This is a genomic window from Candidatus Thiothrix putei, assembly GCA_029972225.1.
Lineage (GTDB): Bacteria > Pseudomonadota > Gammaproteobacteria > Thiotrichales > Thiotrichaceae > Thiothrix > Thiothrix putei.
Window position 1 is genome coordinate 2,013,832 of sequence record CP124756.1, and the last position, 17,377, is coordinate 2,031,208.

Consider the following 17,377-nt stretch of genomic DNA (forward strand, 5'->3'; position numbering starts at 1 on the left):
AGTCAAATCCGCCAGTAGGTAGCGAATCCGGGGGATGGCTGGTAAGCTCTTTACCTTGACACAAAATCAAGAGCGCCGGACATGCATTACCCCACCATCGAAGACTTCATCGGCAATACCCCGCTAGTACGTTTGCAACGCTTACCGGGTCAAACTACCAACACCATTCTGGTGAAACTGGAAGGCAATAACCCCGCCGGTTCAGTCAAAGATCGTCCTGCACTTTCGATGATCCAGCGAGCGGAAGCGCGTGGTGACATCAAGCCGGGCGACACCTTGATCGAAGCCACCAGCGGCAATACTGGCATTGCGCTGGCGATGGCTGCCGCGATCAAAGGCTACAAAATGGTGCTGATCATGCCCGAAACCATGAGTGCCGAACGCCGCGCTTCCATGAAAGCCTACGGCGCGGAATTGATCCTCGTCAGCAAAGAGGCGAGCATGGAGGGGGCGCGTGACCTTGCCATGCAAATGGATCGTGACGGCAAAGGTAAGTTGCTGAATCAATTTGCCAATGAAGACAATCCGCTGGCGCATTTCCATTCCACCGGCCCTGAGATCTGGCGCGATACCCATGGGCAAGTGACGCATTTTGTCAGCAGCATGGGGACGACCGGAACGATTATGGGCACAGGGCGTTTCCTCAAATCCAAGAATCCTGATGTGCAAATCGTGGGCGTGCAACCGGCGACGCAAACCGACCAGATTCCAGGCATCCGTCGTTGGACACCGGAGTATTTGCCGGAAATTTTCCACCGCGATGAAGTTGACCGCGAAATGGATATGAGTCAGCCGGAGGCGGAAGACACCATGCGGCGCTTGGCGTCGGAAGAGGGAATTTTCTGCGGGGTATCGTCGGGTGGGGCAGTGGCTGCGGCGTTGCGTTTGTCCAAGGAAGTCGAGAATGCCACCATCGTGGCGATTATTTGTGATCGGGGCGACCGTTACATTTCCACTGGCGTGTTTCCGGCATAGGCACTGATGGATTATTCAACCCTCGATTACCTGCGCAAGCACGACACCACTTGGCGTTTGCTGACCGCCAGCCATGCGCCGCTGATCGTCAGTTTCTTGTACGCCACCTTTATCAAGCCCAACGAACGTTCCTTGCCGTTTGATCAGGTGAGTACCCAACTGGACGACTACCTGTTCCACCTGCGCGACCGCGAAGGGGAGGGTGCATTTCCCAAAACCGCCCGCCAATACCTCGACGACTGGGCAAATGGCACTAGCCCCTACCTGCGCAAATATTACGTGCAAGGCCGCGACATCCCGCAACTGGATTTGACTCCGGGGGCGGAAAAAGCAGTGGAATGGCTGCAAGGCTTGCAACCACGCCAGTTCGTCGGCACCGAATCGCGCCTGATGACCCTCTATCGCCTGTTACAGGAAATCGTGCAGGAAGCTGAGCAAGACCCCGCCGTTAAAATCGCCGAGTTGGAAAGACAAAAAGCGGAGCTGGAACGCCAGATTACCCGCATCCGTTCCGGCTTGGTGGAGGCGGCTGACCCGACCCGCATCAAGGAACGTTGGTTTGAAGCCGAAGACACAGCGCGTAAATTGCTGGCCGATTTCCGCCAAGTCGAATACAACTTTCGCACCCTCGATCAGGAAGTGCGCGAACTGATTGCCACCAGTGACAAACGCAAGGGCGAGTTGCTGGACGAGATTTTCGAGCAACAAGACTACATTCGCGATTCCGAACAGGGGCGCAGTTTCAATGCCTTCTGGGAATTCCTGATGTCGCCGCAACGCCAGCAAGCACTGGAAAACATGACCACCGCAGCCTTGCAGCAAGAGGCTTTGCGTGAAGTCGATGACCGCCAGTTTTTGCCGCGCATTGGCTATTTCCTGCTGGAAGCGGGCGAAAAAGTGTTTCGCACCAACGCGCAATTGGCAGAACAATTACGCAAATACTTGGCGGATCAGGCGTGGATGGAGGACAAACGCATCCTGCAATTGATTCGGGGCATTGAAAAGTCCGCCGTGGCAATGCGTAATTCCCCGCCGGAGACGACTATTTTTCGCCAGGTTGCTACCCTTGATCAGCCGCGTTTGGCAATTGATTTGGTGATGGAACGCAGCCTGTTCGAGCCAAAAACCAAGATCGCACTGGCAGCGGTGAGGCTGGAAGAAGCCGATGAATCCGTCGATGTGCAAGCACTTTACAACCAACATTGGGTGGATGAAGCCCGTTTGCGCGGCAATATCCGCCGCCTGTTGCACGAGTATTCGCAGGTCAGTTTGGCGGAAGTGTTGCAACAATACCCGCTGCAACAGGGCTTGGCGGAACTGGTTGCCTACCTGAACCTTGCCAGCAAGGATGCCAAAGCGGCGGTGGATGAGTCCGTCGAAGAGGTGCTGCCGTTGGGTGATGCAGGGCGCACGGTGCGCTTGCCGCGCATCCTGTTTACCCGCTGATTTATGCCATAATCAGGCGATACTGAACGTTTGCAACGGATAACGCCCCGGAGTTTCTATGTTGACCCAAAAAGAACTGCTCAAACTGCTGGCTGATATGGAGTCCGACCGTGTGGAACGCACCGTTTCCACCAACAAAACCGACAAGTTTTCCCAAGCAGTGTGTGCATTTGCCAACGATTTGCCCAATCACCGTGAGCCGGGTTATCTGTTGATCGGAGTGGATGACAAAACGGGTAAGCCTGTTGGTTTGCAAGTGACGGACGAATTGTTACTGAATTTGGCGGCTTTGCGTTCGGATGGCAATATTCAGCCGTTGCCGGTGTTGGTGGTCAGCAAGTTCAGCTTGCCGGAAGGGGACGTGGCAGTGGTGGAAGTTCAGCCCTCCAATCTGCCGCCTGTGCGTTACAAAGGGCAGGTATGGATTCGGGTCGGCCCGCGCAAGGCTATCGCCAACGAACAAGAAGAACGTTTGTTGAGTGAACGCCGGACGTCCCGCGCCCATACGTATGATGCCTTACCCATGATCGGGGTGGGGATTGAAGAACTCTCGCTGCCGTTATTTAGCGCATACCGTCAGGAGGTGGTGGATGCCGAAGTGATTGCGGCAAACCATCGTACCCATAAAGAACAGCTTGCGTCACTGCGCTTCTATGACTTGCAGTATGATTGTTGCACGGCGGGTGGTTTGCTGTTATTTGGCAAACGACCTCGGTATTACTTTCCCGGTGCTTATATCCAATACCTGCGTTTGCCGGGTGAGGGTTTGACCGATTTGCCAACGGATCAAGCTGAAATCGCTGGGGATTTGCTGAGCGTATTGCGTGAACTGGATACCCGCATCAAGAGTAATATCCAGTCAACTTTGCATTCGGTATCAGTGTTGCGCGAGCGTTTGTTGCCCGATTATCCCGAAGTGGCCGTGCGTGAATTGTTGCTCAATGCCGTTATGCACCGTGATTACCAGTCAACTACACCGATTCGTTTTTATTGGTATAGCGACCATATTGAAATACAGAGTGCGGGCGGACTTTATGGCAGCGTTACCAAAGATACACTGACCCGCCGTAGTAGTTACCGTAATCCGGTGATTGCCGAAGCCATGAAAGCACTGGGTTATGTCAACCGTTTTGGTTATGGCATCCAGCGGGCGCAAGCTGTGCTGCAACAAAACGGCAACCCTCCGGCTGAATTCGATATTGATGAACACGTATTCCATGTAACCCTGCGGAAGCGGCCTGAATGACCACTGATACCCAAACCCCCAACCTTGCCCCCGTCCTGATTCAGCTTTTCAAAAGCGTGGTCTACGCCGACCAACACCCGCGTCTGTGGCAAGCCCTGCTGGAATTGCAAGCCGCCGTGCGCGATTACATCCGCATCCTCGGCCTGACCCTGTACCTTGACGAAGCCGAAGGCTACGCTTTCCTGCGCCAGCAAGACACCGAAACCGACGACGAAGACAGCCCCGATACCCCGCGTCTGATCGCCAAACGCACTCTGACTTACCCCGTCAGCCTGTTGCTGGCTCTGCTGCGTAAACGCCTTGCCGAACAGGATGCCACGGGTGGCGACAGCCGCGTGGTACTAGAACGCACCCAAGTTGTCGAAATGATGCGCGTGTTCATGCCCGAACACAGCAACGAAGCCAAAACGATCGACCAGATCAACATTGCCATCAACAAAGTGATCGAATACGGCTTTTTGCGCACCCTCAAACAGCAGGACGACATGCTTGAAATCCGCCGTATCCTCAAAGCCTTCGTCGATGCGCAATGGCTGGGCGAACTGGACACTAAACTCAAAACCTACCAGCAATACGCGAGTGCCACGGATGAATGACCCGCAACCTCTTTCCCTCGATTTCGCCAGCGACGACACCCAAACCGGCTTCCGCCTCCACCACCTCGAAGTCTACAACTGGGGAACCTTCGACCAGCACGTCTGGAAAATTGCCCCGCAAGGCCACAACGCGCTGCTGACCGGCGACATCGGTTCCGGTAAATCCACGCTGGTGGATGCAATCACCACCCTGCTCGTCCCCACCCAACGCATCACCTACAACAAAGCAGCGGGCGCGGAAGGCAAGGAACGTTCCCTCGGCTCTTACGTGCGCGGCGAATACAAAAGCGAAAAAAACGAACTGGGGCAGGGCGCAAAAGCCGTTGCCCTGCGCGATGAAAAACACTACAGCGTGTTGCTCGGCTGGTTCTACAACCCCGGCTTTGCCCAAGGCATGACGCTGGCGCAAGTGTTCTGGCTCAAGGAAGGCAGCCGTCAGCCTGAACGCTTTTACGTCACCGCCGAGAACCTGCTGACCATCCGCGAACACTTCGCCAACTTCGGCAATGACATCAGCGCACTACGCAAACGCTTGGCGAAACTGCCCGGCGTGGCGGTCATCGACACCTTCAAGGAATACGCTGCCCGCTTTCGGCGCTATTTCGGCATCCAGTCCGAACAGGCACTCGACCTGTTTTACCAAACCGTGTCGATGAAATCGGTCGGCAATTTGACCGATTTTGTGCGTACCCACATGCTCGAAGACACGGGCGTAGAACAGCAAATCCACAGCCTGTGCCGCGATTTCGACAACCTCAACCGCCTGCACGAAGCGGTATTGAAAGCACGGCGGCAAATCAGCCTGTTGCAACCGCTGGATAGCAACCTTGCCGATTACACCCAGCTCAGCAGCAGCATCCACGCCCTGCGAGCCGCCCGCGAAGCCTTGGGCTGCTGGTTTGCCGTTCAGGAAGTGGGTTTGCTCACTGAACGCCTGCAAAACCTGCGCCACGATGCCGAACGCCTCAGCCATCGGCGCACCCAGCTTGAAACCAGCATCCAGACCTTGCGCACCCAAGAGGACGATTTGCACCGCAGCATCGAAGACCAAGGCGGACGACGCTTGCGTGAACTCGAAAAAGAAATGGCGACGCTGGAAAAAGACCGTACCCGCTGCCAACGCCAGTACGACCACTGGCAGACCAATATCACCCAACTCGGTTTGACGGCTGAGTTGAGTGAAGACAACTTCTACCACAACCGCCAGCGCGTCGAAGTGCTGGAGGCTGACATCCAGCAACAAGAACGGGTGTCACAGGCAGAATACGATGATTACGCCATTCGTCTGCACCTGCAACGTGGTCAGCAGCAACAGTTGCAGGCTGATATTGACTCGCTGCGCCAACGCAAGAGCAATATCCCACGCCAAAACCTCGCCATGCGCCAGACCATGCTGGAAGTGCTGAACCTGCCGGAAGAAGACTTGCCGTTTGCGGGCGAATTGCTGCAAGTGGACGAAACCGAACGGCTGTGGGAAGGTGCTGCCGAGCGCGTCTTGCACAATTTCGGCTTGAGCCTGTTAGTGCCGGAACGCCATTACGAGCGCGTCAGCCACTACGTCGAACAGACCCATTTGCACGGGCGGCTGGTGTATTACCGTGTGCAAACCCCCAGCACCTCGCGCCGTGGCGAACTCGACCCGCAATCGCTGGTACGCAAGCTGCGCATCAAGGCCGACAGCGAATTTTACCCTTGGCTGGAACACGCGCTGCACGAACGCTTTGACTACCATTGCGCCACCGACATGCAAGATTTCCGTCGTCACCACCAAGCCCTGAGCCAGAACGGACAGGTCAAAGGCGGTGGGCAACGCCACGAAAAAGACGACCGCCACAACTTGCACGACCGTTCCCGCTACGTGCTGGGCTGGAGCAACCGCGACAAATTGCAGGCACTGGAAGCGCAAGCCGAAGCCTTGATTCGGCAGATTCACCAAACGGCGGATGTGTTGTCACAAGTCGAACGCCAACGCCAAGGTTTGCGCCAACAGCAAAATGCGCTGCGTGATGTGCAAAAGGTGCGCGATTTTAGCGAGATTGACTGGCACACCCCGGCACGCGCCATGCAGCAACTGCGTGAAGAACAGCAGCGCATCGAGAACAGTTCCGACATCCTGCAAAGCCTGCAAGCGCAATTGCAAACCAGCCGCCAGCAACGCGAAGAGGCCGACCGCAAGCACAGCGAGGTATTGCTGGAACAAGGCACGCTGAACAATAAAATCACCAATGCGGAAGATGAACAGGCACGCGCCACCGAACAAGCCGCCTTGCTGCCCGCAACCGCGTTGGCACAACACCACGGCTTGCTGGAACACTGGCGGCAACAAGTGTTGGGCGATACCGCGTTCAATTTACGCAGTCTGGGCAAGCAGCAAAGCGACATCCGCAGCGCGATGCAGGCGCACCTCGACAGCGATGAAGGCAAAAACCGGCGTTTGTCGCAGAAAATCGTCCAGCAAATGCAGGATTACAAGCGCGATTACCCCGCTGACACCAGCGAAGTGGATGCCAGCCTCGAATCGGCGGGCGAATTCCAGCGCATGTTGGCGGTGCTGCAAAGCGAAGACCTGCCACGCCACGAACAGAAATTCAAGGCGATGCTGAATGAGCAGACCATTCAGGGCATTGTGATGCTGCAAAACCAGTTGGAAAAGGAACGTCGCGCCATCGACGACAAACTCGATGCGATCAACCGTTCCTTGCAGGGCATCGAATACAACGCGGGCACGTACATCCTGTTGTTGGCGACCCAGACGCAAGACGCAGAAATTCGTGATTTCCGGGCGGATTTGCGCCAGTGCCTGAGCCACAGCCTTGACGATGACGAGATGTACACCGAAACCCGTTTCCTGCAAGTCAAACACATTATTGACCGCCTCAACGGGCGCGAAGGCTTCAGCGAGCTTGACCGCAAGTGGATGCGCAAAGTCAGCGATGTGCGCAACTGGTATGTGTTTTCGGCGAGTGAACGTTGGCGCGAAGACGATACCGAACGCGAGTTTTACAGCGATTCTGCCGGAAAATCGGGCGGGCAAAAGGAAAAGCTGGCGTATACGGTGCTGGCTTCCGCGCTGGCCTACCAGTTTGGGCTGGAATGGGGGCAGGTGCGTTCGCGCTCGTTCCGCTTCGTGGTGATTGATGAGGCATTTGGGCGCGGCTCGGACGAATCCACCCGCTACGGGCTGGAACTGTTCCGCAAGCTCAATTTGCAACTGCTGATCGTCACGCCGTTGCAGAAGATTCATGTGATTGAGGATTACATCAACTCGGTGCATTTCGTGCATAACGAAGCGGGGCAGAAATCGCTGGTAAGGAATTTGAGTATTGAGGAGTATCGGCGGGAGAAGGCTGGTAGGGTGGGAGGAGCGTAGCTCCACCCGCCCTACGTTTTTCTACCAGTAGTACTCGTGTGGTTTGTGGTTGCCGAGTGGGAATACCAAGGCATCGGCATCTGCGCCCCTTTTCACCGCATGGCACAAACGGTGGTTTTGCTGGCGGCGGGGGCGAGTCATATGCAAGCGCGTCCACCAGCTTGGTGTACTCATGGTGTGGTAACGGGGTTTGCCACGATACTGGGCTTTGATCTTGCCGTGGGCATCGCGGTCTTGGCTTTTGTTGCGTACAGACATGCACGTTCTCCAAATGTTAAACATTCAGAAAATGTCAGCCTCGAAATACCAGTGTTTTAATAACAACATGCGGTTTATCCTCAAGTTCAGATTTACGGGGGGGGTAATCAACTGTTGGCGGTCAACACCCGAAACCCCGCCTGATCAAAATGCTTGTCAAACGCCAAGGCTGTGGTGAGCCTCATTTCACGCATGACAACGAATGACAGGCAATCGACCATGCCCCATTCTTTATCGCGGTAGCGTTGGTACAGATCAAAAGCGTCCTTGAACAGCAAGGGATTCATGTGAATCAGCGTCACATCCTCTGCTTCCTGAAAGTGCTGGATGATTTCGACAGCCTGTGTTTTGAAGCTGCGGGAAAGGGCGTTGCCTACTTCCAGCAGGACTGCATCGGTTGTTACCAGTGGATGCCCAACAAAATACGGTTCGAGTTGCAGGGCTTCATCGTGATGCTGGTCGTTGGCGTTGATGTACGCGAGTACGTAACCCGTATCGACAAACAAAGGTTCAACCATGTGTTTGCCCCAGCACGTAAGCATCGTGGTTCTCGGACAAGTCGGGTGCTGCATGGATTTTTTCGATGGTACGCAGGCGTTCCAGTAGTGTTTTGGGTTTAGGCGTTGCTGGAGCTGCTTCGTTGGCAGGCAGCAAAATAACCCGCACGGATAAACCTTCCCACTGTTGACGGTACATTTCTGGTATCAACAACATGCCGCTGTGTGGGGTGGCATTGAATTCAATGGCTTGCATGGTGTTCTCCTGTTTTTGCGTATAGTGGGATTCTAGCATGGAAAGCGTTGTGTCCTCACCCTCCGCTGGCTCTACCTAACAACGTAGAGCTAACTGGTGCAGCGCGGCTTTATCGCGCAGCGTCCAGCGACTGAAAGGCGCGAGGCTGAGCGCCGGGTTAGCCATAGCGTGCCACCATGGTTTGATAGTACATGCCATTAAACGTCTTCGGCGGCTCAGTAGCCGTGAAGCCGAGGCTTTCATACACGGGAACTGCAAACAGAGATGAACGAACCGTAAGCGAATTTCCCAACGCCCCTCTGCGTAAAGCGAAATGCCACAGTTGTTTGCCAATGCCAAGTTTTTGATAAGCAGGATGAACGAAAAAATATTTCACATGATTCTTATCGCTAACAGCGAGAACGCCAGCAAGTGTTTGTTCTTGAACAGCCACCAGCCAAACCACTTGTTCAGACTTGAGTAGGTTTGCTATCTGATTGGGTTGTACGCTTTCTCTATACCATTCGGGGCATGGTTGTTCGGGCGTAAAGCAGCACGCGACAGAGGTTGAGTAAATTAACTCGGCAATATCGGAAGCATCAGCTTCCAGTGCTTGGCGTATTTCGGGGCTATTTTTCATGACTAACGTAAACCAATAGACCTAATGTCGCCGTTAAAAACGACATCCTGTCGCATATTTCCGACTGGATGCCAATGATTTCAAGGAATTCTAGCGTATCCTTCCGCGCAATACGACCTACACGGGAAGTGGCAAACGACTCGTTATCTATATATAATGAACCAATTGTATATAGGAGTACGCCCCATGCAAGCAGGACTCGCCGAAATCCAGAAAAACATCGCCATCCTCACCACGCTCACGGAGCCGTTGCAGATCGTGGATAAACGCCGCAAGCAAATCATTGCCACGGTTTACCCTCGTCTTGTTACCCACAATGCCCAACGGCTGGCTGGCAAATACCGCCAGCGCATCCCAACCGCCCTACGCGCTGCCTCGTTTGAAGAAGCCCGCGAAGTTGCCCTGTTAGCGGCGATGAAGGAAAAATATGACGTTGCTGATTGATACCAATATCATCCTCCGCTACCTCGTGGGCGACCATGCCGAATTTCTGGCGAAATCCACCGAACTGTTTGCAGAGGTTGAACGCGGCGAGCAAAACATCATTATCCTCGACAGCGTAGTGATGGAGGCGTTTTTTGTCCTGACCAAATTCTACCAACTGCCCAAGGCGGAAGTGATCGACGACCTCAAGACCATTCTCGCCTTCGCAGGCGTGATCAATGACGACAAGTTCCAGATTATCGAAACGCTCAACCTCGTCCTCTACAAAAACATCGACTTCGTGGACGCGCTATTGTGCGTGAAAAGCAAGCTGTACGGGCTGGAATTGTTCAGCTTCGATGACCGCCTGAACAAACGCTGTTCCTGACAATGGCTATCCACTTAAAGCGGAACAGTTTGTCAGTCCCTCGAAGATTCTCACCCCTCAGCTCGATTCCTGTCGCCTCATGCTATAATCACCCCATCGCCCAACAGAATAAGCACATGGACATGATCAAGTTTCCCTACGCCATCAGTGACTTTCACCTATTACGCACTAAGCCTTACCTGTACCTTGACCGGACAGACTGTATTACCAGACTCGAAGAGTCAGGGCGGCAACTGGTGTTTCTGCGCCCGCGCCGTTTCGGCAAATCGCTGTTGCTGTCCATGCTCGCCAATTACTACGACATCAACACGGCAGGGGAGTTTGAAACCCTGTTCGGCGGGTTGGCGGTCGGCAACGATCCCACGCCCGAACATAACCAATACCTGATCCTGCGCTGGGATTTTTCCAAGGTATCAGGGCAAGGCGATGTGGAGCAGATTAAGCAGAATTTGTTCAAACACCTCAATGAACGTATGACAGATTTTGTGCAAAATTACCAAGCCTTGCTACGGTTTCCCGTGCGTATCTACGATGACGATGCACTGGCGACCTTTGAATCTCTAAGCAGTGTTGTCAAAAATAGCGGTCATACTGCCTACTTGCTGATCGACGAATACGACAACTTCGCCAACGAAGTCTTGGTGCATGACGCGGGTAATACCAAACGCTACTACGACTTGCTGGAAAGCGAGGGTATCGTCAAAACGCTGTTCAAGGTGATCAAAGGCAACGTGTCTGAGGGCAAAATTGCCCGCGTCTTCATCACCGGCGTGTCGCCCTTGGTGTTGAGTGATATGACCAGCGGCTATAACGTAGCCACCAATATTTCGCTGGATGAAGATTTCAACGGGATATGCGGGATTGCTGAGGCGGAATTGAGCGGCTTAGTCAGCGAAGTCTTGCACGACTGCGGTCTACCCGCCACGCAAGCTGCTACGGTGTTGGACACCATGCGCCAGTTTTACAACGGCTACCGCTTTTGTGCCGATGCCCGCTTCCCCACGGTTTATAACCCCACTTTGTGCTTTTACTTTTTGCGGGCGTATCAAAAACGCTGCAAGCCACCAGCGGAAATGCTGGATGCTAATCTCGCCATGGATGCCAGCCGCGTGCGTTACATCGCCAGCCTGCCCGAAGGTGGCAATGTCATCGCCAATATCCTCGACGAACAAAATCCGGTATTGCTGCCCTATTTGGAAACGCAATTCGGTGTGGAGCAATTGCACCGGCTGCAAACTGACCCGCGTTACATGGCATCCTTGCTGTATTTCTTCGGGGTATTAACCATCGGCGGCACGGCAGGGCCATTGGAAGAAATGAAGCTGGAAGTGCCGAATCGGGTTATTTTTGCGCTGTATGTGGACACCTTGCGTGAAAAAGCCTTACCCGATTTGGCAGACCGTCGCCACGTTGAAGCGCTTGCTAAACAGTTTTATCAAACGGCAGATTTGCATCCCTTAGCCGATTACCTTGAAACCCGCTATTTCAAGGCATTCAACAACCGTGATTATAAGTGGAGCAATGAACTCACCATCAAAACCGCGTTTATGAGCCTGTTATTCGATGATATGTATTACATCATGGACTCGGAGGCGGCACTGCAACGGCGTTATGCGGATTTGTTGATGATTATTCGCCCCGACCAACGCCGCTTGGCAGCGTTGAACGACTTCGTGCTGGAATTTAAATACCTGCGATTGAAAGCACTGGGGCTGACGGCAGAAGAGGTACGGGCGCAAAGCCGTGAAGCCTTGCAACAACTGCCTGCGGTACAAGAAGCTATTCAAGCAGCCTTATTGCAATTGCAGGATTACCGCCGCGTATTGGTGGAAAAATACCGCGAACCGCAGCGTTTACACTGCTTTGCGGTTGTCGCATTGGGCTTTGAGCGGTTGGTTTGGGTGGAGCTGGGGGAATAGAGGAAAGACTTTGATCACCCCCGCCGACATCCGCACCAAAGCCCAAAAACTCTGGGACAGCGGGCGCATCCTGCAAGACGCATGGGAAGCAGGCGAGCTGTTCCCGTGGGAAATCCCCTTCCGCAAGCCCAACGCCAGCGCACAAATGGAACAGTTCGCCCAAGTGCGCGGCTGGATCACCACCCTCAAACAAGCCAGCGTTGAGGCAAAAGGCTACGGCTACCGCATCGGCTACCGCGAAGTACAGCACCGCCAACTCGGCACACAACTGTTGCCGGACACGATCAGCTTCGACACCCGCGATGATTTGCTACGCTTCATCCAGAAAAAACAGGTATTCCCCGCCCTGTACCAAACCGGGCTAGAAACCGCCACCGAATTTCCAGTGTTACGCGCATGGTTGCTCAAATACCCCACCAAACTGATGGAACACGCATCAGTCTGGCCTGCCTTACTGGCAGTATGCCGCTATTTCCTGCACCAGCCGCGCCCGGAACGTTACCTACGCGAACTCGACATCCCCGGCGTAGACAGCAAATTCATCGGGCAACACAAAGCGATTTTGAGCGAATTGCTGGATGCCGTACTGCCAGAATCCGCCATTGACCCCGATAGTACCGGCCTGCGCCAATACGGTTTCGAGCGCCGTTATGGCTTGAAATACGACGAACCGCTGTTACGCCTGCGCTTGCTGGATACCGCCCTCAGCCCGGTCGCAGGTATAACCGATGTCAGCCTGCCGTTATCGCAACTGGCGCAATGGGAAATCCCCTGCCAGCGCGTGTTTGTCACCGAAAACAAAACCAACGGTCTGAGTTTTCCCGCCACGGCGCAAGCCATCGTGATCTTCGGGCTTGGTTACGGCGTAGATGCCTTGGCAGAAATCCCTTGGTTGCACACCCGCCCGCTGATTTACTGGGGCGACCTCGACACCCACGGCTTCTCGATCCTGTCGCGGCTGCGCCGCTATTTCCCGCACACCCAGTCCCTGCTGATGGATGCGCCAACCTTGCAGCAATACGCGCATTTATGCGTCGAAGAGCCGGAAAACGCCCGCTGTACTGATATACTCCAGCACTTGCAGCCGGAAGAAGCCGCCGTTTACCAACACTTGCAACAAACCCATCAGCGGCTGGAACAGGAACGGATTCCGATGGCTTATCTCCAACAACAATTGACCCAGTTGACACATGACCTCGAAATTTGACGAAACAAAATTCTTTCACCTTTCTGAAAGCACCCAGCAGTTGCTGGAATTCATGTCCATTATCTACGCGCCGATAGCGGCAACCCCGTTGTCAAAACTGTCTCCGGTGAATATGGACGTTAAAGTATTGCGCCCCTTGCTGGACGATCTAGTGCGTCTCGATTATCTCACTGTTACCAGCAATAACTATTACGCATGTACGCCTGAGACTCGTGATGAATTGACCCGCCGTAGTTTGCAGCATGGGCGATTTGCTGCCTTGGCAAAGGTGGTGGATATTCACATCAGCCCAGAGCAACCAGCAAAGTGGTTTGGGCATAAAATCTGGACGGATGCGGATCACGCCTTACGCGACCTACGTTTGCAGGCACTGTTCGGCAATGGCAGAACGTTGGCGATGTTACTGGAACGTGCTAATCAGCAATGCGCCAATAGTCCCAAATTTCAACCGCATCCGTGGTTCACTTTGTGGGGAAAGTCGCTAGACCCCGCGTGGCTACCGTTTATTCCTGAAACCATTTTCCTGCAATTTATCGCCCCGATTTATTTATCAGTGGCTGACAAGAATAACGAGAATGTCAGCCCACTTTGGGCGCATTGCCAGCAACTGCTGCAAGCCGAACAGATGGATACCAGCGCACTCTGGACAGTGTTTGGTGGCACGTATTATTGGCAAATGTTCCAGCGCCAACAATGGGCAAGCCCGTTGGCAGCGCAACCGCCAGCCGATAGCGGGGTACGTTTGGAATACTGGCATCTGTTTGCTTCGGCTCAGGCACTTTCCCAAGGCAAGCGGGATGAAGCCATCAGCCTGTACCAAGCAGGTTTGAAACTGTTGCGCAAACGTCAAGGCAGCCGTAAGGCGTTGTACGGTACACCATTGGAAGTCGTGTATGTCCTCGCGCTATTGTTGGACGGTTCGGCAACATCGCTCAAGGAAATTCCCATCTATTTCAAAGAGTTTGGTGGTGGTAACAAAACCTATCAGGCACTGGCGCACTTCGCCAGTTCACGCCTAATGGGTAAGGCAGAGGCGCTGGATGATGACCTGGAATCGTGGCAACAAACGCCTTTATCGTTTTTGTTTGCCTTGATCGTGCGCCATTGGTTGGAGCAAACCATCCCTAGCACATGGTTAGAAGCGGCTGTCATTCGCTATCAGCAGATGGCAAGTATCGGCTATACGTGGTTGGCAAACGAATACGCTGCCGCATTAGCGCAACTGCTACCCAGCAAAGACAAACGCAAGTCTTACTATGTCGATTCATCCGCTGCCACACACACCGAGGCAGGCACGCAACCGCTGATTACCCTGTATCAACCTCAACCCGCGTGGGAACGTACCTTGCAGGCGTTGCAGCGTTTAGGCGCAGCCGCCCCCAGCAAGTCTGCCGCAACCGCCAAAGTGGGTGCTGAACGGGTCATCTGGGAATTAAGCAAGCAAAAATACGCTTCTCAAACCGAGTATTCCATTCATCCTACTTTGCAGAAAGCCACCAAAACGGGCTGGTCGGCGGGGCGCAATATTGCCCTGAAACGCCTTGCCACCGAGCCGGAAACGGTTGCTGCCCTGAGTGAGGAAGATCGGCGTATCTGCCAAGGTATCCACCTCTACAGCTATGGCTATTACGAAAAAAGCTACGAACTGCACATTGCCAATGTGTGGCAACACCTGATTGGGCATCCGCGTGTATTCTGGGTGGGAGCGACGAATTCCCCGCTCGACATCCAGCAAGGGCGTGAAGAACTGCAAATTCTCAAGGAAAAGGGCAAGCTACGCATCAAGCTGTTCCCCGAATTACCGCATCCCAGCGAGGCATACAAAGCCGACAGCTATTTTGTGGTGGAAGAAACCACCCTGCAACTCAAGCTCTACAAACTCACTGCCAGCGTATTGCAATTGCACAGCATTTTGGGCAAGTCCGGTTTGCTTGTTCCCGCTGAAGCGGAAGCGACTGTCCGCCAAACCCTGTCTGCACTTGCGCCGCTGATCACCATTCAGTCCGACATTGCGGGCATGGATAACGCTGAAACGGTCGAAGCCGATCCACGTTTGCACATCCACCTATTGCCGTGGGGCGAAGGCTTGCGGATGCTGATGCGCGTGCAACCTTTCGGCAACATTGGCCCGATCTTTCCACCGGGCAGTGGGCGCAGTAATGCCATGACCGAAGTTGACCGCAAGCCGCTCAAAACCACCCGCAACCTCAAGCAAGAGCGCAAACAGGCGGACGCTCTGCTACAAGATTGCCCCGCTTTATCCACTTGGGAAGACCCCAGCGATGACCTGTTGCTGGACGACCCCGAACAATGCCTTGAAGCCCTGCAACAACTTCACGCCCTCGGCGACAAAGTAACGCTGGCATGGCCGGAAGGCGAGAAGTTGCGCATTACCCAGCAGGTCAGTGGCAACAATCTTTCACTCAAGATCAAGCAATCCGGCGAATGGTTTGACATCGACGGCAAGCTGTACATTGATGAAAACCTCGTGCTGACCTTGCGTCAATTACTCGACCTCAGCCAAACCGCGAAAGGGCGTTTTGTGCAACTGGCAGACGGGCAATTCCTTACTCTGACGCGCCAGTTTCAGAAAAAGCTCGATACCTTACGCGCTTATGCGGAAACGTCCGGTAAGCAGGGCTTGAAAGTCGGCGCACTCGCAGGCATGGCGTTGGAAGATTTCATCGACGAAGCAGGCAAACTCGAAACCGACAAACACTGGAAAGCACAAGTTACCAAGCTGAAAAACGTGCGTAATAGCCAGCCAGTTGTGCCTGCCAATTTGCAGGCGGATTTGCGTGACTACCAAACCGAAGGTTTCCGCTGGATGATGCGTTTGGCGGAATGGGGTGTGGGCGGCTGTCTGGCAGACGATATGGGGTTGGGCAAAACCGTGCAGACGCTGGGTTTGCTGCTGGCGCGTGCTGATAAGGGTGCGGCGTTGGTGGTTGCGCCGGTTTCGGTGTGCAATAACTGGTACAGTGAATGCCAGCGGTTTGCCCCCAGCTTGCGTCCGGTGTTCTACCGTGGCAAAGACCGTCAAGCCTTGCTGGATGATTTACAGCCGCATGATCTGCTGATTGCCAGTTATGGCTTGTTGCAGCAAGACAGCGAGGCTTTCCAAGCCATCCGTTGGACAACAATTGTGCTGGATGAGGCGCAAGCCATTAAGAACGCCAATACCAAACGTACCCAAGCCGCTTACCAATTGCAGGGCGATTTTCGCTTGGTCACGACAGGCACACCGATTGAAAACCATCTGGGGGAATTGTGGAGCTTGTTCCGTTTCCTCAATCCGGGGCTGTTGTTTTCGCAGCAAAAGTTTGGCGAACGCTTCCAGACCCCGATTGAGCGTGACAGTGACGACAAGAGCCGCCACGCGCTGAAAAAGCTGGTGCAGCCCTTTATATTGCGGCGTACCAAAAATCAGGTGTTGCAGGAATTGCCGCCGCGTACCGAAATTACCTTATCGGTGAGTTTGAGCGATGCTGAAATGGCGTTGTACGAAGCTTTGCGCCAACAAGCCTTGGAACGCCTTAGCGAAGAAACCGCCGATGGTGAGAACAAGCACCTGCAAGTGCTGGCGGAAATTACCCGCTTGCGTCTAGCGGCGTGCCATCCGCAATTGGCGATGCCGGGAAGTACGTTGCCGTCCAGCAAATTGCAGGCATTCGGTGAATTGGTGTTGGAATTGCGCGAAAATCAGCACAAAGCGCTCGTATTCAGTCAGTTCGTCAAACATTTAACGCTGTTGCGCGAATGGCTGGACGAGCAGGGCATTGCTTACCAGTATCTGGATGGTTCGACCCCGATGGAACAGCGCAAGGAACGGGTAGATGCCTTCCAGCGCGGCGAAGGCGACATTTTCCTGATCAGCCTCAAGGCAGGCGGGTTTGGCTTGAATCTGACGGCGGCGGATTACGTGATTCACATGGATCCCTGGTGGAATCCGGCGGTGGAAGATCAAGCCTCTGACCGGGCGCACCGCATTGGGCAACAACGCCCCGTGACGGTCTACCGTTTGGTGGCAGAAAACACCATCGAAGAAAAAATTGTTAAACTGCACGCCCTCAAGCGCGATTTAGCGGATAGTTTGCTGGAAGGCTCGGATGTGAGCGGCAAGCTGTCGGCACAGGATATGCTGGAGATGATTCGTGGCGGCGTATGAATAGTTACC

The 17,377-nt window shown here is 54.2% G+C and carries 14 protein-coding genes; 10 read left to right on the forward strand and 4 right to left on the reverse strand.

Translation table 11 applies throughout. The features are described 5' to 3' along the window. Positions 1–81 precede the first annotated feature (81 nt). Genes cysM through QJT81_10420 form a run of 5 tightly spaced genes read left to right on the forward strand, consistent with a single transcriptional unit; the run spans position 82 to position 7,633 of the window. The gene (gene cysM, locus QJT81_10400; GenBank protein WGZ96343.1) at positions 82–975 is read left to right on the forward strand and encodes a cysteine synthase CysM; all 894 of its coding nucleotides are present in this window, start codon (positions 82–84) and stop codon (positions 973–975) included. Between the two features lie 6 nt (positions 976–981). Beyond that, positions 982–2,421, forward strand: a complete 1,440-nt coding sequence (locus QJT81_10405; protein ID WGZ96344.1) for a DUF3375 domain-containing protein — start codon at positions 982–984, stop codon at positions 2,419–2,421. Positions 2,422–2,479: 58 nt separating this feature from the next. Next, positions 2,480–3,667, forward strand: coding sequence for an ATP-binding protein (locus QJT81_10410; protein WGZ96345.1), 1,188 nt, complete (start codon positions 2,480–2,482; stop codon positions 3,665–3,667). Beyond that, a complete protein-coding gene (locus QJT81_10415) occupies positions 3,664–4,263 on the forward strand; it encodes a DUF4194 domain-containing protein (protein WGZ96346.1) in 600 nt (199 codons plus the stop codon). The genes QJT81_10410 and QJT81_10415 overlap by 4 nt, the downstream gene beginning before the upstream one ends. Further along, positions 4,256–7,633 carry an ATP-binding protein gene (locus QJT81_10420; GenBank protein WGZ96347.1) on the forward strand — a complete coding sequence of 1,126 codons (3,378 nt, stop codon included), beginning with the start codon at positions 4,256–4,258 and terminating at the stop codon, positions 7,631–7,633. The genes QJT81_10415 and QJT81_10420 overlap by 8 nt, the downstream gene beginning before the upstream one ends. 21 nt (positions 7,634–7,654) lie before the next feature. Here the strand turns inward: QJT81_10420 and QJT81_10425 are convergent, their stop codons facing one another. From QJT81_10425 to QJT81_10440, 4 genes are all read right to left on the reverse strand, one after another. After that, positions 7,655–7,891: a hypothetical protein gene (locus tag QJT81_10425; GenBank protein ID WGZ96348.1), complete on the reverse strand. Its 237-nt coding sequence runs from the start codon at positions 7,889–7,891 to the stop codon at positions 7,655–7,657. Positions 7,892–7,998: 107 nt separating this feature from the next. After that, positions 7,999–8,409, reverse strand: a complete 411-nt coding sequence (locus QJT81_10430) for a PIN domain-containing protein (protein ID WGZ96349.1) — start codon at positions 8,407–8,409, stop codon at positions 7,999–8,001. Next, on the reverse strand, positions 8,402–8,644 hold the full coding sequence (locus tag QJT81_10435) for a hypothetical protein (protein WGZ96350.1): 243 nt from the start codon (positions 8,642–8,644) through the stop codon (positions 8,402–8,404). The genes QJT81_10430 and QJT81_10435 overlap by 8 nt, the downstream gene beginning before the upstream one ends. A 157-nt stretch (positions 8,645–8,801) precedes the next feature. Further along, on the reverse strand, positions 8,802–9,263 hold the full coding sequence (locus QJT81_10440) for a GNAT family N-acetyltransferase (GenBank protein ID WGZ96351.1): 462 nt from the start codon (positions 9,261–9,263) through the stop codon (positions 8,802–8,804). 186 nt (positions 9,264–9,449) lie between these two features. Here QJT81_10440 and QJT81_10445 point away from each other — a divergent pair, with 186 nt between their 5' ends. The 5 genes from QJT81_10445 to QJT81_10465 all read left to right on the forward strand — a co-directional run bounded on the left by QJT81_10445 (position 9,450) and on the right by QJT81_10465 (position 17,368). Beyond that, positions 9,450–9,707, forward strand: a complete 258-nt coding sequence (locus tag QJT81_10445; GenBank protein ID WGZ96352.1) for a hypothetical protein — start codon at positions 9,450–9,452, stop codon at positions 9,705–9,707. Next, positions 9,691–10,074 (forward strand): PIN domain-containing protein, encoded by a 384-nt coding sequence (locus QJT81_10450; GenBank protein ID WGZ96353.1) that lies wholly within the window; start codon positions 9,691–9,693, stop codon positions 10,072–10,074. The genes QJT81_10445 and QJT81_10450 overlap by 17 nt, the downstream gene beginning before the upstream one ends. A gap of 122 nt (positions 10,075–10,196) precedes the next feature. Beyond that, the gene (locus tag QJT81_10455; protein ID WGZ96354.1) at positions 10,197–11,993 is read left to right on the forward strand and encodes an AAA family ATPase; all 1,797 of its coding nucleotides are present in this window, start codon (positions 10,197–10,199) and stop codon (positions 11,991–11,993) included. A 10-nt stretch (positions 11,994–12,003) separates the two neighbouring features. Next, entirely contained in the window at positions 12,004–13,200 is a 1,197-nt protein-coding gene (locus tag QJT81_10460) for a DUF2220 family protein (GenBank protein ID WGZ96355.1), read from the forward strand. Next, a complete protein-coding gene (locus QJT81_10465; protein ID WGZ96356.1) occupies positions 13,184–17,368 on the forward strand; it encodes a DEAD/DEAH box helicase in 4,185 nt (1,394 codons plus the stop codon). The genes QJT81_10460 and QJT81_10465 overlap by 17 nt, the downstream gene beginning before the upstream one ends. Positions 17,369–17,377: the final 9 nt, after the last annotated feature.

Coding starts and splice junctions, on each gene's coding strand:
- cysM (WGZ96343.1), top strand. CDS start 82: ATGCATTACCCCACCATCGAAGACTTCATCGGCAATACCCCGCTAGTA.
- QJT81_10405 (WGZ96344.1), top strand. CDS start 982: ATGGATTATTCAACCCTCGATTACCTGCGCAAGCACGACACCACTTGG.
- QJT81_10410 (WGZ96345.1), top strand. CDS start 2,480: ATGTTGACCCAAAAAGAACTGCTCAAACTGCTGGCTGATATGGAGTCC.
- QJT81_10415 (WGZ96346.1), top strand. CDS start 3,664: ATGACCACTGATACCCAAACCCCCAACCTTGCCCCCGTCCTGATTCAG.
- QJT81_10420 (WGZ96347.1), top strand. CDS start 4,256: ATGAATGACCCGCAACCTCTTTCCCTCGATTTCGCCAGCGACGACACC.
- QJT81_10425 (WGZ96348.1), bottom strand. CDS start 7,891: ATGTCTGTACGCAACAAAAGCCAAGACCGCGATGCCCACGGCAAGATC.
- QJT81_10430 (WGZ96349.1), bottom strand. CDS start 8,409: ATGGTTGAACCTTTGTTTGTCGATACGGGTTACGTACTCGCGTACATC.
- QJT81_10435 (WGZ96350.1), bottom strand. CDS start 8,644: ATGCAAGCCATTGAATTCAATGCCACCCCACACAGCGGCATGTTGTTG.
- QJT81_10440 (WGZ96351.1), bottom strand. CDS start 9,263: ATGAAAAATAGCCCCGAAATACGCCAAGCACTGGAAGCTGATGCTTCC.
- QJT81_10445 (WGZ96352.1), top strand. CDS start 9,450: ATGCAAGCAGGACTCGCCGAAATCCAGAAAAACATCGCCATCCTCACC.
- QJT81_10450 (WGZ96353.1), top strand. CDS start 9,691: ATGACGTTGCTGATTGATACCAATATCATCCTCCGCTACCTCGTGGGC.
- QJT81_10455 (WGZ96354.1), top strand. CDS start 10,197: ATGATCAAGTTTCCCTACGCCATCAGTGACTTTCACCTATTACGCACT.
- QJT81_10465 (WGZ96356.1), top strand. CDS start 13,184: ATGACCTCGAAATTTGACGAAACAAAATTCTTTCACCTTTCTGAAAGC.